Origin of the sequence: Bacillus sp. GMa5/1 (assembly GCF_050172015.1) — a bacterium.
GTDB lineage: Bacteria > Bacillota > Bacilli > Bacillales > Bacillaceae_G > Bacillus_A > Bacillus_A cereus.
Genome location: NZ_JBNLYC010000004.1, coordinates 1 through 25008, shown reverse-complemented (window position 1 = coordinate 25008; position 25008 = coordinate 1). Strand labels below are relative to the sequence as shown.

Below are 25008 nucleotides of genomic sequence, written 5' to 3'. Positions count from 1 at the left end.
ATGAATATTCTTGTTGTAAAAACTCCAGAAGAACTAGCAGAAGCAGGTTATAAATTAATTGAAGAAGTTGTAAAAACAAAAGAAAATCCAACGTTAGGAATGGCTACAGGAAGCTCTCCATTAGGTATTTATGCAGAAATGCGAAAAAATAAACTTGATACAAGCCGTGTAACCACTGTAAACTTAGATGAGTACGTAAATTTACCACATGAAGATAAAAACAGCTATCACTATTTCATGCAAGAACAGTTGTTTGATCATCTTCCATTTAAACAAACTTATGTACCAAACGGGATGGCAAGTGATTTAGAGGAAGAGTGCAAACGTTACGAGAGCATTCTAGCTGCTAACCCAGTTGACCTACAGATTCTTGGAATCGGTGAAAACGGTCACATCGGATTTAATGAGCCAGGAACACCGTTTAATTCTCCAACAAACATTGTTGAATTAACAGAATCTACACGCCAAGCAAACCTTCGCTTCTTCGAAAAAGAAGAAGATGTGCCAACTCATGCGATTACAATGGGAATTGGAAGCATTATGAAAGCGAAACAAGTTCTACTTGTTGCTATGGGTTCTAAAAAGGCAGAAGCTGTTAAAGAATTATTGCAAGGTGAATATAGTGAAGAGTGTCCGGCTACAGTTTTACAACGTCATCCGAATGTAACCGTAATCGCTGATCAAGAAGCTCTATCTTTATGCAGTGAGGCGATTGCTGATGAACATCGACAAGTATTCACCATTTCCGATCTATTATCAGATTCAAGAGTGGGTGAAACAGCTAATTGAGGACGGCGAATGGAAGCCGGGAGATAAAATCCCATCTGAGAATGAACTTTGTGATAAGTTCGAAGTGAGTCGAATGACAATCAGACAGGCGATTAATAATTTAGTGGAACAGGGCTATTTATATCGGAAGCGTGGAATTGGAACATTTGTCCAACTTCCGAAAGTGGAACAAAAATTGCAAGGAATGACGGGATTCACAGAAGACATGATTTCTCGTGGGATGAACCCAAGTAGTCAATTACTTAGTTTCCGCCTAGTTCCAGCTACTGCGAAAATAGCAGACCGGTTGAGAATACAGGAGGGGGAATCGGTTTATGAAGTGAGGCGTATTCGCTTAGCTGATGATGAACCGATTGCTTTTGAGACGACATATTTGTCGCCAGCTCTTGTAAAAGATATTAACGAAGAGATATTGCAACAATCTTTATATGAACATTTAGAGAAAAAACTGGGCTTTAAACTTGTTAGCGCTACTCAGTCAATTGAAGCTTCCGTTGCGACGGAAAATGAAGCTGAACATCTGCATATTCCTAAAAAGGCGCCTGTACTTGTAATGCGTCAATGGTCATATTCAGAAGGTGAGGTACCGCTAGAGTACGTGAAATGTATTTATCGTGGAGATCGTTATAAATTTATTACGAATATCGCACGTAACAAATAGTATATTTCAGTTTGTGAAGTACAGTGGAATTGAAAATGGTTAACATGTAAAGAAATAAAAATACGACTCATCCTTATAAGGAATGAGTCGTATTTTTATTATGAGCAATTACGTGGTTAACAGCATCTTTGACGTGATTTACTACATAGTGAGCGTGATTTTTTACTGCATTATCTGCTTGTGACATAGCAAAACTGTGAGGAGTTAAAGAAAACATAGGAATATCATTGTAAGAATCCCCTATACAAGCAATTTCCTCAGGTTTTATTTGAAACTCATTTAATAAAACAGAAATGGCAGAGCCTTTACTAACATTCGGTGGCATTACATCTAAACATTGTTCTGCTGAGATGAAAGTACTAACTTTCCCGTGGAATTTTTCATCAATTTTTTTCTGAAGGAGTTGTAAGCTCTCCTTTGTTCCACCGACAGAAATTTTATTTGGGAAAATTGTATCATCAATCTTCTGTAGTAAGTTTGGTTCTTCAACAGAAGTCATAGTTACTTGTTGTTCAAGTTCTTGAATAAAAGGTGTTTTCTCTTCAATGTAATAATTATGCTCATCACTTACATAACGGAAATAAGGATCTTCATTCGTCATAGCTAACAAATCGGGAAGTATGCTGGAATCAAAAGTTGCAGATAATAGTTGTTTATTTTCATGTGTATATACAAAAACACCATTTACACTAATGCGATGAAAATTTGTATTTACAGCTTTCATTAAGTCTGCAATTTCATTATCAAGTCTTCCGGAAGCGAAGCAAAGAATAACATTTTGTTCGGCAAGGCTGCGTAGTGCCGCAACATCTTGTTCATCAATAAGACCTCCGTGTTGCATCATTGTACCATCGATATCACTTACAAACATTTTAATCATGCTGTTATCTCCTTTCTATGTACAGTTGCTCTTACATTATACGCATCATATATAAACATGTCTAAAAAATGAATTTTTATTAAATGGCAGATGTTTTACATTGACGACAAAGAAGAATATTCTGTAACATAAAAGTAGGCTATTTAAGTACGAGGGTGGTGTTATATGAGTAATTATCTAGAAATTAAAAAAGTTTTAAATAATAATGTCATCATTGCTAGCCATCCGGAACACGAGGAAGTAGTAGTGATTGGTAAAGGAATTGGATTTGGGAAAAAAGCGAAAGATGTATTGGAGCAAGAACAAATCGAAAAAATGTTTGTCTTAAAAAATGAACGTGATCGTGAACAATACAAATTATTAGTGCCGCATATTAGTGAAAAATTAATTGAATTGATGAACGATATTATGCTGTACATTCAAGAAAAAGCGAAATCTCCACTAAATGAACATATTCATATTGCGTTAACGGATCATATTTCATTTGCGATTAAAAGGTTAAAACAAGGACTTACAATTGATAACCCTTTTTTAGTTGAAACAAAAATGCTCTATCCAGAGGAATATGAAATTGCGGAAGGTGTTGTACAACTTTTAAATTCTCGTTTGCAAATTACATTGCCAGAAGGAGAAATTGGTTTTATTGCACTTCACATTTACAGTTCGCTTACAAATTCTGATTTATCTTCAGTTAATCAAAACTCCCGTCTCATTGCACAACTTGTATCTTTAATTGAGACAAACTTACAAATTACATTAGACCAAGAGAGCATTCATTATTTACGCCTTATTCGTCATCTTCAATATGCCATTGAGAGGGTGAAAAAAGGAGAAAAAGTAGAAGAATCGCAAAGTTTTGCTGATTTATTAAAGGCGGAGTATCCAGTTTGCTATAACTTGGCTTGGAAGCTAGTTAAGGTCATGCAAAAAGAGTTGCAACTACCTGTATATGAAGCTGAAAGTATTTATTTAACGATGCACTTGCAACGCTTAGTAAAGGCAGAGCATGTGTAAAAAGTCATATATTTTTGTCTAAAATGAAAACGTTAAAAAAAATGATTGAATCGCTTACAATAGTTATGTATAATAACTATTGCAAAGTTATACAAATTTCGACAAACACATTAAGGTGAGTAACGAAAACGTTTGCCTTAATTATAGTGAACTTATACGTAAACCTATTTTTGACACGTGTTACTGATTCGATCAGGCATGAGTGGAGAAAAGTAAGGAATGTAAGCTAGAGAAAGGGATATACTACCCTTTGTATAGCTATCGTTCTATCTTTTTTTCCTCATGTCTTTTTGGCGTTTGTCGGAAGGTATCAATATAGATAAGAGAGGAAGGGTTTCCATGTTTAAGAATATCTTTGGTGTTCTTCAAAAAGTCGGAAAAGCGTTAATGCTTCCAGTAGCGATTTTACCGGCGGCAGGTATTTTACTTGGATTTGGTAATGCATTTCAAAATCCACAGTTAACAAATGTTATTCCTGCTTTAAAAGCAGATTGGTTCGTAATGGTTGCAAAAATTATGGAACAATCTGGTGATATTATTTTCGCTAACCTTGCATTATTATTCGCAGTTGGGGTAGCAATTGGTTTAGCTGGTGGAGACGGAGTAGCTGGTTTAGCAGCATTCGTCGGCTACTTAATTATGAACAAAACGATGAGTGTGTTCTTAGAAGTAGATAAGCTAGTGAAAGTAACAAGTTCTGGAGCAGACCCAGTAAAAATTGGATTTGCAGATCCAGCGTATGCAAACGTATTAGGTATTCCAACGCTACAAACAGGAGTATTTGGTGGTATTATCGTCGGTATAGTAGCGGCATATTGCTATAATAAATACTTCAACATTGAATTACCATCATACTTAGGTTTCTTTGCAGGTAAGCGCTTCGTACCGATCGCAACTGCAACATTTTCTTTAATAGTAGGTATTATCATGTGCTTCATTTGGCCATACATTCAAGGTGGCTTAAACACGTTCTCACATCAAATGATTGATGCAAATAGAACAATCGCAGCATTTATATTCGGTTTAATTGAACGTTCATTAATTCCATTTGGATTACATCACATTTTCTATTCACCGTTCTGGTTCGAATTCGGTCAGTATACAAATGCAGCTGGCGAATTAATCCGTGGTGACCAAAAAATCTTTATGGCACAGTTAAAAGACGGTGTAGAATTAACAGCAGGTACATTTACAACTGGTAAGTATCCGTTCATGATGTTTGGTCTTCCAGCAGCAGCTTTAGCAATGTACCATGAAGCACGTCCAGAAAATAAAAAATTAGCAGCAGGTATTTTAGGTTCTGCAGCATTAACATCTTTCTTAACAGGTATTACAGAGCCACTTGAATTTTCATTCTTATTCGTAGCGCCAGTATTATTCGGAATTCACGCTGTATTTGCTGGTCTATCATTTATGACAATGCAAATTTTAGGTGTTAAAATTGGTATGACATTCTCTGGTGGTTTAATTGACTTCCTATTATTCGGTGTATTACCAGGCCGTACAGCATGGTGGTGGGTAATTATTGTTGGTCTTGTACTAGCAGTTATTTACTACTTCGGATTCCGCTTTGCAATTCGCAAATGGAATCTAAAAACACCTGGTCGTGAAGTGGCAAATGCAAATGACGGCGCAGGAAAAGCAGAAGCAGGCGAACTTCCTCGTGAAGTATTAGTAGCACTTGGTGGTAAAGAAAACATTGCTTCTTTAGATGCTTGTATTACTCGTTTACGTGTTCAAGTTAACGAACAAAAGAATGTAAACAAAGACCGCTTAAAAGAACTTGGAGCAGCTGGCGTACTTGAAGTTGGAAATAACATTCAAGCTATTTTCGGGCCGAAATCTGACACATTAAAATCACAAATTCATGATATTATGTCAGGTCGTACACCTCATGTTGAAAAAGAAGAACCTGTAAAAGTGGAAGAAACTCCTCAAAAAGTTGATGAAAATGAAACAATTGTATCACCAATCGAAGGAAAAATCTTACCAATTACAGAAGTACCTGACCAAGTATTCTCAGGAAAAATGATGGGAGACGGATTTGCAATTGAACCAACTGAAGGAACAGTAGTTTCTCCAGTGAACGGTGAGATTGTCAATGTATTCCCTACAAAACATGCGATTGGCATTCAATCTGAAGGCGGAAAAGAAATTTTAATCCACTTCGGTATTGATACTGTAAAATTAAATGGTGAAGGTTTTGAAGCGCTTGTAGCACAAGGCGACAAGGTGAAACAAGGCCAACCATTATTAAAAGTAGATCTTGCATTTGTAAAAGAAAATGCACCATCTATCATTACACCAATTGTCTTTACAAACTTACAACAAGGGCAACAAGTCGAATTGAAAAAAGATGGAAATGTTAAGAAGGGCGAAACCGCTATTATTGACATTCAGTAGGAATTTGACGCAAAATGTTTATAATTATAATAGGCGATGTGGTTGACCGAACATCGCCTATTATATACAATAGATGGTGTAGTACTCACGTCTATACAACTAAAAAATACTGTAATTTAAAGGAGATAAATTATCATGGAAAAAATCTTTAAAGTAACTAGCGACTCAGGAATTCATGCTCGTCCAGCAACTCTACTTGTAAACACTGCAAGCAAATTCGGTTCTGACATTAACTTAGAGTATAACGGAAAGAACGTTAACTTAAAATCAATCATGGGCGTTATGTCTTTAGGTATTCAACAAAACGCAGAAATTAAAATCACTGCAAATGGTGATGATGCAGCTCAAGCACTAGCAGCTATCGAAGAAACTATGAAAAACGAAGGATTAGGAGAATAATGACTCTTAACATTCAAGGGATCGCTGCATCAAGTGGGATTGCTATTGCAAAGGCTTTCAGACTTGAAAATCCTGAATTTAACATTGAAAAGAAATCAATTACAAACGAAGCTGCAGAAATTGCACGCTTAGACGCTGCGCTTGAGAAAGCAAAAACTGAATTAGAAGCTATTAAGGACCACGCATTTGCTGAACTAGGTGCTGACAAAGCTGCGATCTTTGAAGCACATTTATTAGTGTTAAATGATCCAGAACTAGTAAACCCAGTAAAAGATAAAGTAAATAGCGAAAAAGTAAATGCTGAATTTGCAATGGATGAAGTTGCATCAATGTTTATTTCTATGTTTGAAAACATGGATAACGAATATATGAAAGAACGTGCTGCGGACATTCGTGACGTAACAAAACGCGTTCTTGCACATTTACTAGGAATTAACTTCTCAAATCCTGGTACAATTTCTGAAGAAGTAATCATCATTGCTGAAGATTTAACACCATCTGATACAGCTCAGTTAAACCGTAAGTATGCAAAAGGTTTCACTACTGATATCGGTGGACGTACATCTCACTCTGCAATTATGGCTCGTTCTATGGAAATTCCAGCTGTTGTTGGTACGAAAGTTGTTATGGAGAAAATCCAAAACGGCGATATCGTTATCATTGACGGTTTAGATGGAGAAGTAATCGTAAACCCATCAGAAGAAACTCTTCGTTCGTTTGAAGAAAAGAAAGCGAAATTTGAAGAGCAAAAAGCTGAATGGGCTAAATTAAAAGACCAAGCTACTGTAACAAGTGACGGACATCACGTTGAGCTTGTTGCAAATATCGGAACACCAAATGATGTACAAGGTATTATCGATAATGGCGGAGAAGGCGTTGGCTTATACCGTACAGAATTTTTATACATGGGCCGTGACAATCTTCCAACAGAAGAAGAGCAGTTCGAAGCGTATAAAGCAGTTCTTGAAGGTGTAAAAGAAGGTCAACCAGTCGTTGTTCGTACACTTGATATCGGTGGAGATAAAGAGCTTCCATACTTACATTTACCAAAAGAAATGAACCCATTCTTAGGATACCGTGCAATTCGCTTATGTCTTGATGAGCAAGATGTGTTCCGTACACAACTTCGTGCATTACTTCGTGCTAGCGTATACGGTAACTTAAAAATTATGTTCCCAATGATTGCAACTCTTGATGAGTTCCGTCAAGCGAAAGCAATTTTATTAGAAGAGAAAGCGAAACTTGTAGAAGCGGGTACAACTGTTTCTGATTCTATTGAAGTTGGTATGATGGTTGAAATCCCAGCTTCAGCAGTATTAGCAGATCAATTCGCGAAAGAAGTTGACTTCTTCTCTATCGGAACAAATGATTTAATCCAATACACAATGGCTGCAGACCGTATGAACGAACAAGTATCTTACTTATACCAACCATATAACCCATCTATTTTACGTCTTGTAAAAATGGTTATCGATGCTGCTCATAAAGAAGGCAAATGGGCTGGTATGTGTGGTGAGATGGCGGGCGATTCACTTGCTATCCCATTATTATTAGGATTAGGTTTAGATGAGTTCAGTATGAGTGCAACATCTATTCTTCCTGCAAGAACACAGCTAAGCAAGTTGTCGAAAGCAGAAATGGAAACATTAGCAGAAAAAGCATTAATGATGTCAACTGCTGAAGAAGTTGTTGAACTAGTTAAAAGCATATAATCAATAAAAAAACCTGAGCCGATTTGAAATCGGTCTCAGGTTTTTTCTATGAGAAAAGTAAATCTTATTTGCTTACTATCGAGGATAAGAGACAGAATTAGATAGCGATTGCAACGATATCAGTTGGGCATACACGTAAAATACCAGTAAAAGTATTTCGATTTTGATTGTTCTTATCGTCTTTATTGTTATCTTTGTTATCTTTGTTATTACGAGCTAAAGCAGAGAAAAGAGCAACACCGTTAGCGAAACCTTCAAAAATTACATTATTGAAAGTGCCATTACCTCTAATGCTTAAAAGAGAAAGCTCTGTTCCAACTGAAATGCTAGCAAGTACGTTACATACAGCTGGTTGTTGTGGTCTAACTACTTCTCTCTCTTTCTCGCGATGTTCGCGATGGTCACACTCTCTTTCACGATGATGACAGTCTCTAAAGTTATCACAGCATCCAAATGATCCAAACATAATCCTCATCACCCCCTTCACACTTATAATCTATGTAAGTTCGGTAGTTAGTGACTGGACAGAGAGTGGAATTTTTTCTAGGGGATTTTCTCATTTTAAATGACTAGCTGGGTGTTTAGTATGGAATGATGTTTAAAATAGGGGGAATATAACAAAAAAATGTAAAAACCACCGAAATAAATGAAATGGGTAGCCTTTACACTTTTTTACTTTTATATAAAACGATGATATATACAGGAAGAGCTAGGAGTAGTGGCACAATGGATCGTGCAGTATGTTTTTCTGATTCTAATTGGAATGCTTCTTCTTTTGGAAATTGTAAAATGGAGATGTTTGCGGCATCACCAATAAAATATAGAAGCAGTACAGTTACTATGTAACATAAAAGTGCGATAAAGCTTCCGTATGAACTCAATGAAAATCCCTCTCTTGTTATCTATTTGTTATCATTGTATCATAATTGTAACAAAAATACACGGGTATATTTCAACACCTTAACAAAATTCGACACGAAACGTCACGTTTATTTATGAGGAGGGAATAGAATATACTTTTCCATAAGTATAAATGTCGAATGATTTGTAGTAATATTACAAAAGTATGACAGAAAATAAAAAACGAAGGCAACGTAGTTACCTTCGTTTTTTATTATTTTGCCCACTCACTCACTTGCTCTACGCTCATGCGAGGTGCAGGGTGGCCTTTTAAAGTTGATTCACCAATTGTAATAAGCATAATTGGAACGTAACGAGATGAAACGTTAAATTCGTCTGTCAGTGCTTGTGGATTGAAGCCACCAATAGCACAAGTATCCCAACCAGTTGCTTTAGCTGCAAGCATAAGTTGCATTGCTGCTAAAGATGCATTTGAAAAGGCAGCATCTCTTGGGAATTGTTCACGAGCATATGCAGATTCAATATTTTTAGCTAAGCGTTCTTTTGCTTCTTCTTTCATAAATCCTTGTTCTACAATTGGACCATATACTGGCTCAACATTTTTATAAGCTTCTAAATCGCCTAAAATAGCGACTACTGCAGAAGCATCAAGAATTTGTTGTTGGTTATAAGCTATTGGGTGTAATCGTTTTTGTACATCTTCGCCTTGAAAAACAAGGAATTTCCAGTGTTGTAAGTTCCAAGCGGAAGGTGCTTGTGCTGCGGCTTTTAAAATCTCATGTAATTCTGTAGATGAGATTTCTTTATTTGGGTTGAATGCACGTGTAGATGTGCGTTCATATAGAACGTCAAAAAAGTTGTCGTTTGTCATTGTATATCCTCCAAATTGTATATCGAATTATTTTCAAAAAAATAATATACACTACTTACATTTTGTAAGTTATCGAATTTAAGAATATAATATCTTTATTTTAATTGTCAAGTTTTAAAAATTAGCTAGGGCATTCATACAAACGATACAATTCCTACAATCATACACTAAAAAAGGAATTTATAGAGTGAAAAGCGAAGATAACATTCTCAATTAGCTTGTTAATATGTATCTCTCACAAATTAAAGTTTATTGGAGACCAGTCTTTTAAAAAAGTTTGTGAGGAATTCAGTAGAACAAGATATATGAAGTGAGTGAAGACTAGTGATGAACATACTACATTTTTTATTAGAGAATACGGTTTTCCAAAATGTGTTACAAGATCTGCAGTTAAATGTCCTTTATATAGAAAATGGATGTAAGCATCAACAAACGGTAGAAAATATCCATCCAAAATGTATGTTTATAGCAAATAGTTTTGAAGAGGGCGAACTATTATTTCAAAGAACGAAACCACACATTATCATTACGTATGTAACAGATTATTCTCAAATAAAATATATAAAGAATATGTATACTCCGCACAGTACATTCATTGTCATTTGGGATCAACAAATAACAAAAGAATTCACAGATGTACTTGCATTAGGAATACGTAATATTGTAATAGCTCCTGTAACTCCGCAAGCAGTGTTAGAGGAAGTGAATAAGAGTTTGTATCAACTTTCTTTAGTAAGGCAAGTTAGTTTGCAGCAGGAATTGCTTCAAACGATGTTTGATTTTCAAAATGATCTATTATTTATAGTAGAAGATGATGAAATAGTTGATTGTAATACAAATTTTTTAGCTTTTTTCGGATATGAAAATTTGTTTGCCTATCGTGAGCAACATTTAGTATTTGCTGAACATTTTATTAGAGAAAATGGATACTACTCGACGACGCATGATATAACATGGCTAGACGATACTTTATCTAGTGGTAGAAGAATTAAGATGTTAAATTATGAAGGGGCAGTATCTACTTTTCTATTACGTGCGACACCATTGCCAGAAGATTTATCAAGATTTATTGTAAAGTGCACGGAAATTACAGAATTAGATGAAATCTATCAAGAACAAGAAAGACTTGCTATGATAGATTCATTGACAGAGATTTATAATCGTTTAAAGTTTCAACAAATACTAGAGGTAGAATGGGAAAAGGTAATACGTAGTGATGAGAAAATAGCAATCATTTTATTTGATATAGATAATTTTAAAACAGTTAATGACACATATGGTCATGATTTTGGCGATTTAGCATTAATACAACTTGCAGAGCTTATGAAATCTAAAGTGGAGCAGCAACATGTATTTGCAAGATGGGGAGGAGAAGAATTCATTATATTAGTGACAAATACAGTAGAAAAGGAAGCATTTCAAGTTGCGGAGTCATTACGATTCTTTATTGAAACAAAGCAATTTACTGGAATTTCGAAGTTAACAGCTAGCTTTGGAGTTGCGTTATATGAACAAGGAACTACAAGAGAAGAATTAATGCAACGAGCGGACATTGCATTATATGAAGCGAAAAAAAATGGAAAGAATCAAGTATGTGTGTATAGAAAAGAAAAAATGTAATTTTTCGCAACAAATTGTTGCGATTTTTTTTTATTGTTTGATAATAGAATAGGGGGGATAATTTTTAGCGAAGGAATTATGGAGGATCAATATGATAAAAAAAGTAATGGTGATGGCTTCACTGTCTGCTATAGTTGGCGGCGGAGTATACTATTTTCTTGTTAGCCCCAATATAAAGGAAAACACTGTATTAACAACTAAAGTGAATCCTACTATTGAATCGGAAGTACAAGGGAATATAGAAGAAAAAGAAGAGCAACAAATTGATTATGCTAGCATATCTCAAAAATTAGATCAATATTTAGTCGGAAAGCAATTTAATGGAACAGTTTTGGTAACAGATAAAGAGCATGTTATATTGAATAAAGGATATGGGTATGCTGATGTTCAAAATAAAATAGAAAATACGCCTCAAACAAAATATCGTATCGGTTCTATTACGAAAACAGTTGTTGCCACATCTATTTTACAGTTGCAAGAACAAGGTAAATTGAATATTCAAGATAATGTAAATAAATATATTCCTTCATTTCCGGAGAATAAAAATATTACGCTATATCATTTATTAACGCATACCTCTGGTTTACCTGAACATGCGAAAGGAAATGTGAATGCTGCTTCCCGTTTACAGTTAATTAATTGGATTGGACGTCAAAATTTAGAATTTCCTGCAGGAACAGGTTGGAGATATACAGATTATAATTATATGGTTCTTGCTTATATAATAGAACATATCTCCAAAAAACCTTTAGGAGATTACATAAAAGAAAACATATTTATAAAAGCAGATATGCATGAATCCGGTATGGGAAATATGGTACCTGGAGATAAAAATTTTGCAAAGGGTTATGTGAAAAAAGATAAAGAGCTTGTACCAGCGCAGAAGTTAGGCATGGATTGGCTATATGGTTGTGGTGAGATGTATACGACAGTTGGAGATATGAAGAAGTTAGACGAAGCAATTATAAATGGAAAACTTCTTTCTGAACAAAGTATACAAGCAATGTTTTCGCCTTCAGCAGAACGGAAATATGCATTTAGTTTTTATATATATCCAGATTATTTTCATAATCATGGTGTGTTATCTGGTTGGAACACTTTCAATAATTTTAATAAAGAAAAAGGAATTTTTGTTATGTTATTTTCAAATGTGAAAAATAGTATGGATGATGACTTTAATAAAGAGTTCCGAAAGATGGTAAATGATTTATTAGAACAAAGGGGATGAGAAAATGGAACATAAAACTGTATCAATAGGTTTCATTGGTATTGGCGTAATGGGAAAAAGTATGGTTTATCACTTAATGCAAGATGGTCATAAAGTATATGTATATAATAGAACGAAAGCAAAAACAGATTCTTTAGTGCAAGCTGGTGCAAATTGGTGTAATACGCCAAAAGAGTTAGTGAAGCAAGTTGATATTGTAATGACAATGGTTGGATATCCACATGATGTAGAAGAAGTGTATTTTGGTATAGAAGGAATTATAGAACATGCAAAAGAAGGTACGATAGCAATTGACTTTACGACATCTACACCTACTTTAGCAAAACGTATTAATGAAGTTGCAAAAAGCAAAAAAATATATACGTTAGATGCACCTGTCTCAGGAGGAGATGTTGGCGCGAAAGAAGCAAAACTCGCAATTATGGTAGGTGGAGAGAAAGAAATATATGATAGATGCTTACCTTTACTTGAAAAGTTAGGAACAAACATTCAATTACAAGGACCAGCTGGGAGTGGACAACATACAAAAATGTGCAATCAAATTGCCATTGCTTCCAATATGATTGGAGTATGTGAAGCTGTTGCTTACGCGAAGAAGGCTGGACTGAATCCAGATAAAGTGTTAGAGAGTATTTCAACAGGAGCAGCAGGTAGCTGGTCATTAAGTAATTTAGCTCCTCGAATGTTAAAAGGAGACTTTGAGCCAGGATTTTATGTAAAGCATTTTATGAAAGATATGAAAATTGCTTTAGAGGAAGCAGAAAAATTACAATTACCAGTCCCAGGCTTAAGTTTGGCGAAAGAATTGTATGAAGAGTTAATTAAGGATGGCGAAGAAAATAGTGGAACACAAGTATTATATAAAAAATATATAAGGGGGTAAACGAGGTGGACCTTCAAAAGTTTGATGAGATGATTGATACTGTACAGCGAGCTACTTGTATGCAAATTAATGAAAGACAAAAAGAAGCTTTTAAACAAAAATATGATTTTGAACCAGAATTTGAATATGGAAGAGATGAGAAGGGGCATTATGTAATTCGAACCTCAAAAAAGATGTTAGAAGAAATGGAGTTTTATTTAGCATTGAAATATGATCGTGATGGAGTGGATCTTTATATGCAAGCTGAGATTGACGGCATATTTTATGTATCTATTAGCTATGGTGAAGATGCCCTACATCTACAAGAATTGTTTCAATTTCTAGAAGAAAATAAATAAAAGTCCTCAAATGAGGACTTTTATTTATTTAGTCATCTTTAATTTTTATAATTATAAGTTAGAAGCCCGGCGGCATCGTTCAACCGGGAACGGGATAATTTGTGCGATGTGATTAGGGCCAAATTGTTTTGTACGAGCATGGCGTATTATATAAAAAGCACACAGAATTGAAACAGGAATAGCGCCGAATAAACCAAATAATAAAGCGCTTACACAAGATGCGACAAATCCTAAAACACCAATTTCTAACTCTTCCATAATAGCTCCTAAAATAACAGGAAATGCTCCACATGTAACTCCAAGTATAAGTGCGATAAGTAAGCTCATGATTATCCCCCTCTGTTTGCGATATTATTTTCCTTCTTAGTTAATTGTAGTATATCACATATAAAACAGAATTTTCAGAAAAAATTCAATAAATGTTCAAAAAATGTTCGAAAAATGCACTTGAAAAATCAAGATGTTAAATTTGTGATGAAATAGTACTTTCAAGTAAATAAAAAATCAGGCTTATTTCAAAATGAAATAAGCCTGTTCCATAGGAGGATGTATATATGTAGAGTGAATAAAAGTTTGGAAAAGGGGGTCCAAGTCCTTTTATTCAACTAACTACCTTAATAGATTGGAACCCAGCCTTCAGTTGTCACAAAAATACGAATAGCTACAACTTGGCGATCATCTTGCAAGGTAAAATAATGTCTTGCATTTTCAGGAACAGATATTAAATCGCCTGGCTCAAGTTCAACATCAAAGAATTTCCCATCTTTACCTTCAATAGCGAAAATGCCATGACCACTGACGATAAAGCGAACTTCGTCATCTGTATGATGGTGTTCCTTTTGGAAATTAATTAATAATTCGTCAAGGTTAGGGGTGCTATTTGAAAGTGAAATTACATCATGTGCTGTATAACCACGGCGTGCTGAAACATCAGCGATTTCTTTTGAAAACACAGCTAATATTTCAGCTTTGTTTTCATCTGTTAACGAATAATTTTCATTTAAATGAGTAGGAAGTTTAGAAATATTCCATTTCTCATATAAAACGCCTTCCTCTTGTAGAAATTTAGATACTTCCACTTCATTTTCAATACGAGTATTTACTTCATGAATACGAATTTGCGCCATTAGAAACGCCTCCTTGAATTGATAATAGTTTTATATGAAATTGGAATAAAAACTCATAAGCTTCTAATCTCTTCTTTGCATCAAAGCTATCTCGGCCCCATACAGTAATACCGTGGTTACGGATTAATACTGCACCCGAATCTCCTTGTATATGCTTTCGGAAGTTTTCTCCAAGCGTTGGGATATGGGCATGGTTTTCAATAATAGGAATTTGAATTGTTGCACCTTCTTCCCAAATATCGAGTGCTTTAATAATTTCTTGATTTTGAAGGGTGACTGCATCACTATATAAATTTGTGATGACATTATTATCAGTTGTATGAACATGAAGTACGCACCCGGCATTCGTATTGTTATAAATGTGTGTATGCAATATTGTTTCTGCTGAAGGGCGTAATTCAGTCTCTAAAACGGGAACTCCTACATGATCTACTAATAGAAAATCATCTGGAGTGGTTTTTGTTTTATCTTTACCGCTTGCTGTAATAAGAAAAGTAAGTGGTTCATGGCTAACCTTTATAGAAATATTACCACTTGTTGCTGGAAACCAATTTCGTGTTGTTAACTCTTTTTTTAACTCGCTTAAGTCATACCATTGACGAAAAAGTTGTTTCATGCCTTCACCTCCAACAAAAGTTTTAATTCAGCTTGCACATCTTGAAACGTTTCAAACGGTGTATAAGCAATATGATTTTCTTCACACTTTGTAATAAGAAAATCGCGAGCGAATACTTTATCAGCTTGTTTCGCGGCTTGTAAATCAGTAATAGAATCTCCAATTACAATATGAAAGTCATTTGTATCACTTAATTTACGGATTAATGATGATTTACATAATCCGCAATGATTATGACAATGATCATCACAAGAATGAGGCCATTTAACTTTAATAAACTCTGCTGAAAAGTCTGTTTCATTACAATAAATTTGCTCTTTTGGAATGATTCCTTGTAAGAGTGGATAGACGAAGAAATCCATTCCACCTGATATCACGTAAAAAGAAATGTTATTTTCCTTTACGAATTGTATAAACTCATGAAAACCACTACGGATTTCAGCAGTTTCTATTAAAAATTGAATAATATCATCGTGCAGATTAGTAGGTATTAATTGAAATAATCGAGAAACACCTTCTTGAATGGATAGTTCTTGTGATAAAATTTTATTCTTTACTTCTTCGGCTTCTGGTGGTGCGAATTTTTCCATAATGGACATAATGTTATCATTATTTGTAATCGTGCCATCGAAATCACAAAATACTTGAATACTCATAATTTCACCTCATAAGAGGGATTTCCCCATATTTGTAGTGCACTATGCAAATTTATGTCGTCTACTTCATGGAGTGGTTTATTTTGCAAAGTAGCATCAATTGCAGTACGGAAAGCTTTACCGCCGCCTTGCGCTCCATTTGGATGTCCGTGTATCCCGCCGCCAGCATTAATAACAACATCTTTACCGAAATCTCGTACAATAAAGGGAACGAAACCAGGATGAATACCAGCAGACGGAACAGAAAAGCTCTTCTTGAAAAATGCATCGTCTTCAGTTAAATATTTTGAGATAGCAAGAGCCTCCTCTTTTTCTAGCGCAACACTTCCGTATGGAGATGGGAATAATGAAAAGTCAGCCCCAGCATAACGTAGTAGCTTTCCAAGTAATAATGGTGATGAAACTCCATATAACTTGGATGCTGAATAAGCACCACTTACAGCAGGATGTGCCATAATAGGAACTGGGATTTCATCATCTTCTGCAAGTGATTGTAGTACATCTAGTCCGTAAGCAAATACGTTAAATAATAGAATATCAGCTCCAGCTTGCACTGCACGTTTAGCATTTTCTTTTAAATCAAAAGTTCGTCCTGTTAAATTTAAGGCATATAACGTTTTATGACCGTATGTTTCGTAGACAGATTGTAAAACTTCTTTTCCAGATACAATGCGTTTCGTAAGTGGTGTTAATGCATTTTCAAATAATATTTCATCATCTTTTACTATATCTACACCACCAATTGCTTGATCGCGTAATTGCGTTTTTAAATACCCAATGTTTCGTCCAATCATTCCTTTAAAAATACTCATTAAAAGGGGACGATCATGCACTTGTAAAAGATTTCGAATACCATCTATCCCGAATTTTGGACCAGGAAAATGTTTTTTTAACTCGTCTGAAAAAGTTAAGTCAATTAGTTTTACTTCGCCATCAAGTGATAGCTTTCCAAATGTAGTCGTTAAAATCGCTGGTAAATCTGGACTGAAGTTTAATAGCGGATATTCGATTTTAATAATTCCGCGTTTTACTTTTTTACGTAAATACGAATTGGTATATTCATGTTCAGCTAATTCCTCAACATGAATGACGTTGCCTTTATGCTGCTTTAATTGTTCTTGCAATAAGTGTGGCAAATGAGTCCAAGAGCCAATTGTTAAACCGAGTGCAATTTGCTCAGCTTTTTTTTCTAAGTTATGTGAATCATCATGGATTAAATACGTCGCTATAATTCCGCTCATTGTTATAACCTCCTAGTTAAATAAAAAAACCTCTCAGCTAAGGAGAGGTTTTTTTACAACCAGCTCCTTATCTGTCAGCGTAATGCTGCGAGAATTAGCACCGTGTCTACATTGTAGATCGGTTGCCGGGTTTCGTCGGGCTCGTCCCTCCACCTGCTCTTGATAAGAAGTATTTAGAAATGTTTAAATTTTTAAGATAACTGAATTTTGTCAGATATTTTTCGTGTTGTCAATTACTTTTTGAAAAAATTTAATTTATCAATTCGATTAATGGCTTCTCGTAATCTATCTTCTGCATGCAAGAGACCAACACGGACATACCCTTCCCCATGCTTACCAAATCCAACACCAGGAGCAACTGCGACATGTGCTTTTTCTAGTAAAATATCAGAAAATTGCTCAGAGGTATATCCTTTTGGAACGGGAAGCCATGCAAAGAATGATCCTTTTGGAATGTCTACATTCCAACCAATTGAGTGACAGGCTGAAATAAGAGCGTTTCTTCGAGATTCGTAACTATTTACAAGGTCTATTACGCAAGAATGTGAACTTAATAGCGCTTCTCGAGCAGCATCTTGAACTGCACCGAATATACTAACATACATATGATCTTGTAATAGGTTAATTGTTTCAATCACACTTTCATTCCCTACAGCAAAAGCGATGCGCCAGCCAGCCATATTGAAAGTTTTTGATAATGTGTAAATTTCAATTCCTATATCTTTCGCACCATCTGCTTGCAAGAAACTAACAGGTTTTTGACCATCAAATCCGATAGCGCCATAAGCAAAATCGTGAACAACTAATATATTATGTTTATTAGCAAAGTGAATGGTTGCATCAAAAAAATCTTTTGATGCAGTAGCACCGGTAGGATTATTTGGATAGTTTAAAAACATTAATTTTGCACGCTCTGCAATAGAGTCATCAATGTTCGTATAATCTGGTAAAAAGTTATTTTCTGCAATAAGCGGCATTGTTTCAAAGTGTGCTTTTGCTAAAGCAACCCCGGATAAATAATCTGGATAACCTGGATCCGGAACGAGAATCGTATCACCAGGATTTGTAAAACAAATCGGTAATTCTACTAGTCCAGCCTTCCCGCCAAACAAAATAGCAACTTCAGTTTTGGGGTTTAATTCGACGCCGTATTCACGTTTATAGAATGTAGCCACGGCTTCCTTTAAGCTTTCATGTCCGCGAAATGGCGGATATTTATGATGAATGGTCTTTTCGGCAGCATCTTGTAAAGCTTTTACGATATGCTGCGGTGTTGGTTGATCTGGATTACCTTGACCTAGATTAATAACATCGTGACCAGCTGCAACGACTTTGTTAACTTTTGCAACAAGTGAAGCGAAAAATTGTGTTGGCAATGATGTTACTATCTCAGAAGGTTGAAATAATTTCATACTTTCCACCTCTTTTGAAAGTTGTTACAATTCTAGTGACAAATGATATAATCTTTCCAGTATTTTGTAAAGAAAAAAATAAGAATGGGGCTGAAAAAATGAAAGTCGCATGTATTCAAATGGATATTGTTTTTGGAGATGTAGAAAAAAATATTGAGAATGCTAAAAATAAAATAAGCGAAGCTATGAAGGAAAGGCCAGATGTTATCGTCTTACCAGAACTATGGACAACAGGATATGATTTAACGAGACTTTCTGAAATTGCAGATAGGGATGGAGTGGAAACGAAAGAAAAGTTAATAGAATGGGCGAAGCAATATGATATACATATTGTTGGTGGTTCTATAGCAAAGCAAACAGAGCAAGGCGTTACAAATACGATGTATGTTGTAAATAATGAAGGACAGCTAGTCAACGAATATAGTAAAGTACATTTATTTCAGCTTATGGATGAACATAAATATTTAATAGCCGGTAATGGTACGGGCGAATTTAAGCTAGATGATGTCGAATGCGCTGGAACAATTTGTTATGATATTCGTTTTCCAGAGTGGATGCGTGTCCATACTGCTAAAGGGGCAAAAGTATTATTTGTTGTAGCAGAATGGCCATTAGTTCGTTTAGCACATTGGCGTTTGCTATTGCAAGCAAGAGCAGTTGAAAATCAGTGTTATGTTGTTGCGTGTAATAGAGCAGGAAAGGATCCAAATAATGTATTTGCGGGTCATTCTTTAATTGTGGACCCTTGGGGTGAAGTTGTAGTAGAGGCGAATGAAGAGGAATCAATTTTATTTGGAGAGCTTGAATTCGAGAAAATTAAAGAAGTACGTAAAGGAATTCCAGTTTTTGCGGATCGCCGTCCAGAATTATACAAATAAAATGTTGACAAGTGATTTTTATTCTTGGTATAGTCTTCAACATAAAGTTAAAAATTCAAAAAATTATACAACTCTTATCAAGAGCAGGTGGAGGGATTTGGCCCGATGAAGCCCAGCAACCGACCGTAATACCATTGTGAAATGGGGCGTTTATTACGCCAAAAGGCACGGTGCTAATTCCAGCAGAAAGTAAAACTTTCTGGCAGATAAGAGGGGAGAAGATAAACTTCAAACCTCTTTCTTAGTGGAAAGAGGTTTTTCTATGTTAGAAAAACCTCTGAATTTAAAAAGGGGGAGAAGACGATGGGATATTATTCATTACCAGAAATAACAGCTGTACAATATGCGAAAGATCATGGCTATTTTGAAGCGAAGGCAAATGTCGTTTGTCATGAAATTGGAGACGGAAACTTAAATTACGTGTTCAAATTAGATGATGGAGAGAAATCAATTATAATAAAACAAGCACTGCCTTATGCGAAAGTAGTTGGTGAAAGCTGGCCATTGTCTATAAAAAGAGCAACGATTGAAAGCAAGGCATTACAAATTTTTGCGCAGTATGTACCGGATTATGTTCCAGTAGTGTACAGTCATGATGAAGAGTTAGCGATAACGGTAATAGAAGACTTATCAAGACTAACAATTACAAGAAAAGGATTAATAGACGGAGAAGAATATCCGCTTTTATCCCAGCATATCGGCCGTTTTCTAGCACATGTTTTATTTTATACTTCAGATTTTGGTTTACAGTCAGAAGAGAAGAGGGTACTAGAAGGTACCTTTGTAAATCCGGACCTTTGTAAAATTACAGAGGATTTAGTGTTTACAGATCCGTTTGGACATTATGATACAAATGATTATGAGCCAGATTTACAGCTCGTGGTTGATGAACTTTGGAGTGATAAAACTTTAAAACTAAAAGTAGCACAATATAAATATAAGTTCTTAACAAGAAAAGAAACTCTTATTCATGGTGATTTACATACTGGTAGTATTTTTTCGTCACCTTCTGAAACGAAAGTGATTGATCCAGAATTTGCGACATATGGCCCATTTGGATTTGACATAGGTCAATTTATTGCAAATCTATTATTAAATGCTTTATCTAGAGAAGAAGAAAAAAGAAGTGTACTATTTTTCCATATAGAAAAGACGTGGAGTTATTTTGTAGAAACTTTTACAAAGTTATGGATTGGAGAAGGTGTAGAAGCATATACGAAAGAAAAACAATGGTTACCAATTATTTTGCAAAATATCTTTACTGATGCAGTTGGATTTGCCGGATGTGAACTGATTCGTAGAACAATTGGTTTAGCTCATGTAGCAGATTTAGATGAAATAGAAAATAAAGAAACAAGAATTCAAGCTAAGAAACAAGCGCTATCCTTAGGTAAAGAACTAATAAAATATGAATCTAAAAGTGCTGATATTCAACTGTTTCGAACATTATTTCAACAGACAGTTTCAGGGGGCGTAAAAGCGTGAGTACAATTGTTACTGTTCCGAGATCTGTAAGCTGGAAAGGTGATGCAATTGCGGTATTAAATCAAACGAAATTGCCGCATAGCACAGAATACAAAACATTGACGACTATTGAAGAGGTTTGGAAAAGCATCGTAATGTTAGAAGTACGAGGAGCGCCTGCAATTGGAATTGTAGCTGCATTTGGCTTGGCGCTTGCATCAAAAAAATATAACACTGTACATATTGAAGAATTTCAAAAGAAGTTTAATAGAGATTGTAATTATTTAGGAACGTCACGCCCGACAGCAGTAAATTTATTTTGGGCAATTGATCGTATGAGAGAATCTATTCGAGAGATTACTACAATAAAAGAAGCACAAAAAACATTAGAAGAAGAAGCGCTTCGCATTCAGCAGGAAGATGAAGAGGTGTGCCGAAATATTGGGGAATATGCGTTAACATGTTTTAAAGATGGCGATAATATTTTAACAATCTGTAACGCTGGAAGTATCGCAACTGCCAGATATGGAACTGCATTAGCTCCCTTTTATATTGGAAAAGAGAAAGGTGTGCGTTTACATGCATATGCGTGTGAAACGAGACCAGTTTTACAAGGTGGTCGCTTAACGACCTGGGAATTGAAGCAAGCAAATATTGATGTGACCCTTATTACAGATAATACTGCAGCTCATGCTATTCAAACGAAAGAAATAAATGCAATTATTGTAGGGGCGGATCGAATTGTCGCAAATGGAGATACGGCAAATAAAATAGGGACAATGAATTTAGCTATTTTAGCAAAGCACTTTAATATCCCATTTTACGTTGCTGCTCCACTGTCAACATTTGATGTTACGAAAGAAACTGGAGCTGAAATTATTATTGAAGAAAGAGATGAAACAGAAGTTACGAAAATCTTTGGAAAACAAGTAGCACCAATTGGAACGGATGTTTATAATCCAGCATTTGACATAACGCCGAATGAATTAATTACAGGAATTATTACTGAGAAAGGTATTATACGCGGGGACTATAAACGAGAAATTGCATCATTATTTGAAAAACAAGCTAATACATAATAGCTTGTTTTTTTATGCCTAAATGCAGTGTTTTCTCTTACTTATATAATGAAAGGAGGGGAAGAGGATGGAAGAGTGGATCAAGATGATAGGTAATGTAGGGTTTCCGATTGTTGTAACATTATATTTACTCCACCGTATTGAAAGTAAACTAGAGGGGGTAATTGTTGCAATTGAGAAGCTCCCGCGGCAATTACTAAAGTACGAAGATCCTCGGGAATAAAAATAAAGTTTGCTCTTCTTGAGCAAACTTTATTTTTATTGAGCGGTATAACCACCATCTATAACAACAGCTTGTCCCGTTATACCTTTAGCTTTTTCACTCGCTAAAAACATCGCATAATCAGCGATTTCTTGTACTTGTAATAAGCGCTTTTGTGGGACGAGTGGATAAATAACATCTTCTAAAACATTTTCAAGTGGTACATTTCGTGTAGTAGCTAAGTCTTGTAGTTGATTACGTACAAGAGGGGTATCGACATAACCAGGGCAAAGGGCATTAACAGTAATACCATGCGTAGCACCTTCTAAAGCAGCAACTTTTGTTAATCCAATTACGCCATGTTTTGCACTATTGTAGGCAGCTTTTCCAGCAAATCCGACAAGGCCGTTAATAGAAGCGACATTAATAATACGACCATATTTTTGTTGTTTCATAATCGGAAAGGCATGCTTAATTGCGATAAACGGAGCAATTTGCATAATTTGAATTAGTAGCTCGAACTTTTCAGTTGGAAAGTCTTCAATGGGTGAAACGTGTTGCATTCCTGCGTTGTTAATTAATATATGTAATGAACCGAAATGATCAACTGTTTGAGAAATTGCTGCTGTAATTTCCTCTTCAGATGTAACGTCACATTTTAAACCGATAGCTTGAAAACCTTCATTTTGTAATTGTTCAGCAGCTTCTTTTGCACGTTCTTCAAGTCGATCGGTAATCACAACTTTTGCACCTTCTTTTGCAAAAGCCTTTCCCATTTCATAACCAATACCACTTGCAGCACCTGTTAAAAAGACAACTCGATTTGTAACCATGATGAAAAACATCCCTTCATAATAAAGTTTTCATAGTGCTCTATTTAGAGAAGCTATAATGAAATTCCTGCAAACATTTGGAAAAAAATATCATTAGCTATCTTGTTTTGCAAAATAGTCTTTGCTATACTATTTTGTAAAGCAAGATACTTACGCTTATCTATCTTGTAAAACAAGATAGTAGGAGGATTTAAATTATGTCGACAAGTCAAATGCTGAAAGGGATTTTAGAAGGATGCTTACTTGCTATTATTTCTGAAGGCGAAATATACGGTTATGAAATGAGTGAAAAGCTAGCGAAGTATGGTTTTACAATGGCGAGTGAGGGAAGTATTTATCCGTTATTAATACGAATGCAAAAAGAAGGACTAATAACAAGCGTAATGAAGGAATCTCCATCTGGTCCAAAGAGAAAATATTATACATTAACAGAAAAAGGCGAGGAAGCACTTGGTGAATTTATGGATCGCTGGGAAGCGATGCAAAGTAGTGTAGAGCGTCTACTTGAAGGGAAGGGGAGAAAAAAATAATGCTATCAAGAGAAGCACGAAAGTTTTTGTTAGATATGAGATTATTTTTGACGGCAAAGAGTGTAAAAGAAAGTGATGTTGAAAACTTTTTAGAAGATGCAGAGTTGCATTTAATAGAAGGTGAGAGTGAGGGGAAGAGTGTAGAAGATATTTTCGGAAGCTCACCGAAAGAATATGCAAATGAACTTGTAAAAGTGATGGAAAGGGATAGACAGGAAACGTGGAAGCAAATTGGTTTTACAGTAATGAATATCGTATCGTTTTGGATTATTGCTTCTATCTTAATAGTGAACCATGGAATGTTACAGATTTCACTTATTCAGTGTATCGGTTACAGTTTTTCATTTATTTTAGTTGTTATAGGTCCTAATTTTCTACTTCGCAAAATGACTTTTGTAACAAGTTTTTCAAAAACGTGGTTTTCTATGTGGTTTTTAGTAATGATAGCGCCAATGTTTTTAATGGGAGTTATTATGGTACTAGATGTGATATATCCTACAAAAATGTTTATATTCACTCAAATGCAAAGTTATTTATTGGCTGGTGGTATTTTTATCATCACAGTAGTGATAAATATGTATTTTGAAGGATGGTTTAAAAACTTATATTTAATCATTCCGCTTTCTATTATGTTACTGTTTAAAACATTTACATCTGAAGATCTCATGCCAATGTTATTTCAAATTATATGTTTATATGGAAGTTTATTTATTTTAATTTTTGTTGAAATTATGATGAAGACAAATAGAAGAGAAATGGTTAAATAAAGGGGGGATAAAAGTGCTATCGAATGAAGGACAAAAGTTTTTAGAGGATACCAAAGGTTATTTACGAACGAAGGGCATTAGAGAAGATGATATTATTTCTTTTATAGAAGATGCAGAACTACATTTAATAGAAGGTGAGAAGAAAGGTAAGACGGTAAGTGATATATTCGGTCATGCTCCAAAAGAATATGCTAATCAACTTGCAAAAGAGATGGATATAGATAGAAAAGGTAATTATAAATTATTACTTTACTTTATTGTAAATTTATTGGCTTTCACGATGATGAAGAGCGTATTCTTTAGTGCAGCCGACCATCGTTTGTCTTATTCTTTAATTGAGTTAATTGGCTATCCGATTATGATTTTTGTAGGAATTACTGTATTAATATGGGGGATGAGAACAGCATCATTTAAGCATAAAAGAACTGAGTTTTTAATTATGTATATAAGCGGTGCGATATGGTTTTTATTAATTTTTAGTATTGCATTATTAAATAATTTTTATGGTACAACATTTATTAAATTTACTAGTACAGAAAGCTTC

The 25008-nt window shown here is 35.0% G+C and carries 28 protein-coding genes and 2 riboswitches; of the genes, 17 read left to right on the top strand and 11 right to left on the bottom strand.

Going from position 1 to position 25008, the window contains the following annotated elements; all coding sequences use genetic code 11:
- Positions 1-789: a glucosamine-6-phosphate deaminase gene (gene nagB, locus ACQGSG_RS01835; RefSeq protein ID WP_001024210.1), complete on the top strand. Its 789-nt coding sequence runs from the start codon at positions 1-3 to the stop codon at positions 787-789.
- The gene (phnF, locus tag ACQGSG_RS01830) at positions 719-1450 is read left to right on the top strand and encodes a phosphonate metabolism transcriptional regulator PhnF (protein WP_021727649.1); all 732 of its coding nucleotides are present in this window, start codon (positions 719-721) and stop codon (positions 1448-1450) included. Before nagB ends, phnF begins: the two co-directional genes overlap by 71 nt.
- 73 nt (positions 1451-1523) lie before the next feature.
- On the opposite strand, the gene ACQGSG_RS01825 is transcribed toward phnF, so the two are convergent.
- Positions 1524-2330 carry a Cof-type HAD-IIB family hydrolase gene (locus ACQGSG_RS01825; RefSeq protein WP_000594245.1) on the bottom strand — a complete coding sequence of 269 codons (807 nt, stop codon included), beginning with the start codon at positions 2328-2330 and terminating at the stop codon, positions 1524-1526.
- A gap of 165 nt (positions 2331-2495) precedes the next feature.
- On the opposite strand from ACQGSG_RS01825, the gene glcT reads away from it, so the two are divergent.
- The 4 genes from glcT to ptsP all read left to right on the top strand — a co-directional run bounded on the left by glcT (position 2496) and on the right by ptsP (position 7858).
- On the top strand, positions 2496-3344 hold the full coding sequence (gene glcT, locus ACQGSG_RS01820; protein ID WP_000073854.1) for a glucose PTS transporter transcription antiterminator GlcT: 849 nt from the start codon (positions 2496-2498) through the stop codon (positions 3342-3344).
- A gap of 339 nt (positions 3345-3683) precedes the next feature.
- On the top strand, positions 3684-5747 hold the full coding sequence (gene ptsG, locus ACQGSG_RS01815) for a PTS glucose transporter subunit IIABC (protein WP_000475797.1): 2064 nt from the start codon (positions 3684-3686) through the stop codon (positions 5745-5747).
- A gap of 135 nt (positions 5748-5882) precedes the next feature.
- Positions 5883-6146, top strand: a complete 264-nt coding sequence (ptsH, locus tag ACQGSG_RS01810) for a phosphocarrier protein HPr (RefSeq protein WP_000411080.1) — start codon at positions 5883-5885, stop codon at positions 6144-6146.
- Positions 6146-7858, top strand: coding sequence for a phosphoenolpyruvate--protein phosphotransferase (gene ptsP / locus ACQGSG_RS01805; RefSeq protein ID WP_000174207.1), 1713 nt, complete (start codon positions 6146-6148; stop codon positions 7856-7858). The genes ptsH and ptsP overlap by 1 nt, the downstream gene beginning before the upstream one ends.
- A 97-nt stretch (positions 7859-7955) precedes the next feature.
- On the opposite strand, the gene ACQGSG_RS01800 is transcribed toward ptsP, so the two are convergent.
- From ACQGSG_RS01800 to ACQGSG_RS01790, 3 genes are all read right to left on the bottom strand, one after another.
- A complete protein-coding gene (locus tag ACQGSG_RS01800) occupies positions 7956-8324 on the bottom strand; it encodes a DUF3915 domain-containing protein (protein ID WP_000468039.1) in 369 nt (122 codons plus the stop codon).
- A gap of 196 nt (positions 8325-8520) precedes the next feature.
- Complete coding sequence (locus tag ACQGSG_RS01795; RefSeq protein ID WP_000100485.1) at positions 8521-8739, bottom strand: hypothetical protein; 219 nt, start codon at positions 8737-8739, stop codon at positions 8521-8523.
- Between the two features lie 233 nt (positions 8740-8972).
- A complete protein-coding gene (locus ACQGSG_RS01790; RefSeq protein ID WP_000180372.1) occupies positions 8973-9590 on the bottom strand; it encodes a nitroreductase family protein in 618 nt (205 codons plus the stop codon).
- A gap of 327 nt (positions 9591-9917) precedes the next feature.
- On the opposite strand from ACQGSG_RS01790, the gene ACQGSG_RS01785 reads away from it, so the two are divergent.
- From ACQGSG_RS01785 to ACQGSG_RS01770, 4 genes are all read left to right on the top strand, one after another.
- Complete coding sequence (locus ACQGSG_RS01785; protein WP_001023189.1) at positions 9918-11210, top strand: GGDEF domain-containing protein; 1293 nt, start codon at positions 9918-9920, stop codon at positions 11208-11210.
- A 91-nt stretch (positions 11211-11301) separates the two neighbouring features.
- On the top strand, positions 11302-12438 hold the full coding sequence (locus ACQGSG_RS01780) for a serine hydrolase (RefSeq protein ID WP_000592898.1): 1137 nt from the start codon (positions 11302-11304) through the stop codon (positions 12436-12438).
- A 4-nt stretch (positions 12439-12442) separates the two neighbouring features.
- A complete protein-coding gene (locus ACQGSG_RS01775) occupies positions 12443-13321 on the top strand; it encodes an NAD(P)-dependent oxidoreductase (RefSeq protein ID WP_000400473.1) in 879 nt (292 codons plus the stop codon).
- Between the two features lie 5 nt (positions 13322-13326).
- Entirely contained in the window at positions 13327-13659 is a 333-nt protein-coding gene (locus ACQGSG_RS01770) for a DUF3909 family protein (RefSeq protein WP_000365624.1), read from the top strand.
- A 51-nt stretch (positions 13660-13710) separates the two neighbouring features.
- Here ACQGSG_RS01770 and ACQGSG_RS01765 read toward each other — a convergent pair whose 3' ends face one another.
- The 6 genes from ACQGSG_RS01765 to ACQGSG_RS01740 form a co-directional block, all read right to left on the bottom strand.
- Positions 13711-13986 carry a hypothetical protein gene (locus tag ACQGSG_RS01765; protein WP_000054659.1) on the bottom strand — a complete coding sequence of 92 codons (276 nt, stop codon included), beginning with the start codon at positions 13984-13986 and terminating at the stop codon, positions 13711-13713.
- 287 nt (positions 13987-14273) lie between these two features.
- Positions 14274-14786, bottom strand: coding sequence for a 1,2-dihydroxy-3-keto-5-methylthiopentene dioxygenase (locus ACQGSG_RS01760; protein WP_000057321.1), 513 nt, complete (start codon positions 14784-14786; stop codon positions 14274-14276).
- Positions 14764-15402, bottom strand: a complete 639-nt coding sequence (locus ACQGSG_RS01755) for a methylthioribulose 1-phosphate dehydratase (RefSeq protein WP_000811347.1) — start codon at positions 15400-15402, stop codon at positions 14764-14766. Before ACQGSG_RS01755 ends, ACQGSG_RS01760 begins: the two co-directional genes overlap by 23 nt.
- A complete protein-coding gene (locus tag ACQGSG_RS01750; protein WP_097813872.1) occupies positions 15399-16058 on the bottom strand; it encodes a 2-hydroxy-3-keto-5-methylthiopentenyl-1-phosphate phosphatase in 660 nt (219 codons plus the stop codon). The genes ACQGSG_RS01755 and ACQGSG_RS01750 overlap by 4 nt, the downstream gene beginning before the upstream one ends.
- Positions 16055-17299: a 2,3-diketo-5-methylthiopentyl-1-phosphate enolase gene (gene mtnW / locus ACQGSG_RS01745; protein WP_000014192.1), complete on the bottom strand. Its 1245-nt coding sequence runs from the start codon at positions 17297-17299 to the stop codon at positions 16055-16057. The genes ACQGSG_RS01750 and mtnW overlap by 4 nt, the downstream gene beginning before the upstream one ends.
- A 64-nt stretch (positions 17300-17363) precedes the next feature.
- Positions 17364-17468, bottom strand: a riboswitch (SAM riboswitch).
- A 64-nt stretch (positions 17469-17532) separates the two neighbouring features.
- Complete coding sequence (locus ACQGSG_RS01740; RefSeq protein WP_325842492.1) at positions 17533-18711, bottom strand: pyridoxal phosphate-dependent aminotransferase; 1179 nt, start codon at positions 18709-18711, stop codon at positions 17533-17535.
- 14 nt (positions 18712-18725) lie between these two features.
- Here ACQGSG_RS01740 and ACQGSG_RS01735 point away from each other — a divergent pair, with 14 nt between their 5' ends.
- The 4 genes from ACQGSG_RS01735 (at position 18726) to ACQGSG_RS01720 (ending at position 22355) form a co-directional block, all read left to right on the top strand.
- On the top strand, positions 18726-19589 hold the full coding sequence (locus ACQGSG_RS01735) for a carbon-nitrogen family hydrolase (RefSeq protein WP_000869881.1): 864 nt from the start codon (positions 18726-18728) through the stop codon (positions 19587-19589).
- A gap of 71 nt (positions 19590-19660) precedes the next feature.
- Positions 19661-19802, top strand: a riboswitch (SAM riboswitch).
- Positions 19803-19892: 90 nt separating this feature from the next.
- Positions 19893-21074: an S-methyl-5-thioribose kinase gene (gene mtnK, locus ACQGSG_RS01730; protein ID WP_426947014.1), complete on the top strand. Its 1182-nt coding sequence runs from the start codon at positions 19893-19895 to the stop codon at positions 21072-21074.
- Positions 21071-22132 carry an S-methyl-5-thioribose-1-phosphate isomerase gene (gene mtnA / locus ACQGSG_RS01725; protein WP_000104612.1) on the top strand — a complete coding sequence of 354 codons (1062 nt, stop codon included), beginning with the start codon at positions 21071-21073 and terminating at the stop codon, positions 22130-22132. Before mtnK ends, mtnA begins: the two co-directional genes overlap by 4 nt.
- 67 nt (positions 22133-22199) lie before the next feature.
- Positions 22200-22355: a YvrJ family protein gene (locus tag ACQGSG_RS01720; RefSeq protein ID WP_000393337.1), complete on the top strand. Its 156-nt coding sequence runs from the start codon at positions 22200-22202 to the stop codon at positions 22353-22355.
- A gap of 35 nt (positions 22356-22390) precedes the next feature.
- Here the strand turns inward: ACQGSG_RS01720 and ACQGSG_RS01715 are convergent, their stop codons facing one another.
- Entirely contained in the window at positions 22391-23167 is a 777-nt protein-coding gene (locus tag ACQGSG_RS01715; protein ID WP_000258428.1) for a 3-hydroxybutyrate dehydrogenase, read from the bottom strand.
- 197 nt (positions 23168-23364) lie between these two features.
- Here ACQGSG_RS01715 and ACQGSG_RS01710 point away from each other — a divergent pair, with 197 nt between their 5' ends.
- The 3 genes from ACQGSG_RS01710 to ACQGSG_RS01700 all read left to right on the top strand — a co-directional run.
- Positions 23365-23697, top strand: a complete 333-nt coding sequence (locus ACQGSG_RS01710) for a PadR family transcriptional regulator (protein ID WP_000107984.1) — start codon at positions 23365-23367, stop codon at positions 23695-23697.
- Positions 23697-24464, top strand: coding sequence for a DUF1129 domain-containing protein (locus tag ACQGSG_RS01705; RefSeq protein ID WP_097813870.1), 768 nt, complete (start codon positions 23697-23699; stop codon positions 24462-24464). Before ACQGSG_RS01710 ends, ACQGSG_RS01705 begins: the two co-directional genes overlap by 1 nt.
- A 13-nt stretch (positions 24465-24477) precedes the next feature.
- On the top strand, positions 24478-25008 hold a 531-nt coding region (locus ACQGSG_RS01700; RefSeq protein WP_426947013.1), incomplete at its 3' end, for a DUF1129 domain-containing protein.

Coding starts and splice junctions, on each gene's coding strand:
- nagB (WP_001024210.1), top strand. CDS start 1: ATGAATATTCTTGTTGTAAAAACTCCAGAAGAACTAGCAGAAGCAGGT.
- phnF (WP_021727649.1), top strand. CDS start 719: ATGAACATCGACAAGTATTCACCATTTCCGATCTATTATCAGATTCAA.
- ACQGSG_RS01825 (WP_000594245.1), bottom strand. CDS start 2,330: ATGATTAAAATGTTTGTAAGTGATATCGATGGTACAATGATGCAACAC.
- glcT (WP_000073854.1), top strand. CDS start 2,496: ATGAGTAATTATCTAGAAATTAAAAAAGTTTTAAATAATAATGTCATC.
- ptsG (WP_000475797.1), top strand. CDS start 3,684: ATGTTTAAGAATATCTTTGGTGTTCTTCAAAAAGTCGGAAAAGCGTTA.
- ptsH (WP_000411080.1), top strand. CDS start 5,883: ATGGAAAAAATCTTTAAAGTAACTAGCGACTCAGGAATTCATGCTCGT.
- ptsP (WP_000174207.1), top strand. CDS start 6,146: ATGACTCTTAACATTCAAGGGATCGCTGCATCAAGTGGGATTGCTATT.
- ACQGSG_RS01800 (WP_000468039.1), bottom strand. CDS start 8,324: ATGTTTGGATCATTTGGATGCTGTGATAACTTTAGAGACTGTCATCAT.
- ACQGSG_RS01790 (WP_000180372.1), bottom strand. CDS start 9,590: ATGACAAACGACAACTTTTTTGACGTTCTATATGAACGCACATCTACA.
- ACQGSG_RS01785 (WP_001023189.1), top strand. CDS start 9,918: ATGAACATACTACATTTTTTATTAGAGAATACGGTTTTCCAAAATGTG.
- ACQGSG_RS01780 (WP_000592898.1), top strand. CDS start 11,302: ATGATAAAAAAAGTAATGGTGATGGCTTCACTGTCTGCTATAGTTGGC.
- ACQGSG_RS01775 (WP_000400473.1), top strand. CDS start 12,443: ATGGAACATAAAACTGTATCAATAGGTTTCATTGGTATTGGCGTAATG.
- ACQGSG_RS01765 (WP_000054659.1), bottom strand. CDS start 13,986: ATGAGCTTACTTATCGCACTTATACTTGGAGTTACATGTGGAGCATTT.
- ACQGSG_RS01760 (WP_000057321.1), bottom strand. CDS start 14,786: ATGGCGCAAATTCGTATTCATGAAGTAAATACTCGTATTGAAAATGAA.
- ACQGSG_RS01755 (WP_000811347.1), bottom strand. CDS start 15,402: ATGAAACAACTTTTTCGTCAATGGTATGACTTAAGCGAGTTAAAAAAA.
- ACQGSG_RS01750 (WP_097813872.1), bottom strand. CDS start 16,058: ATGAGTATTCAAGTATTTTGTGATTTCGATGGCACGATTACAAATAAT.
- mtnW (WP_000014192.1), bottom strand. CDS start 17,299: ATGAGCGGAATTATAGCGACGTATTTAATCCATGATGATTCACATAAC.
- ACQGSG_RS01740 (WP_325842492.1), bottom strand. CDS start 18,711: ATGAAATTATTTCAACCTTCTGAGATAGTAACATCATTGCCAACACAA.
- mtnK (WP_426947014.1), top strand. CDS start 19,893: ATGGGATATTATTCATTACCAGAAATAACAGCTGTACAATATGCGAAA.
- ACQGSG_RS01720 (WP_000393337.1), top strand. CDS start 22,200: ATGGAAGAGTGGATCAAGATGATAGGTAATGTAGGGTTTCCGATTGTT.
- ACQGSG_RS01715 (WP_000258428.1), bottom strand. CDS start 23,167: ATGGTTACAAATCGAGTTGTCTTTTTAACAGGTGCTGCAAGTGGTATT.
- ACQGSG_RS01710 (WP_000107984.1), top strand. CDS start 23,365: ATGTCGACAAGTCAAATGCTGAAAGGGATTTTAGAAGGATGCTTACTT.
- ACQGSG_RS01705 (WP_097813870.1), top strand. CDS start 23,697: ATGCTATCAAGAGAAGCACGAAAGTTTTTGTTAGATATGAGATTATTT.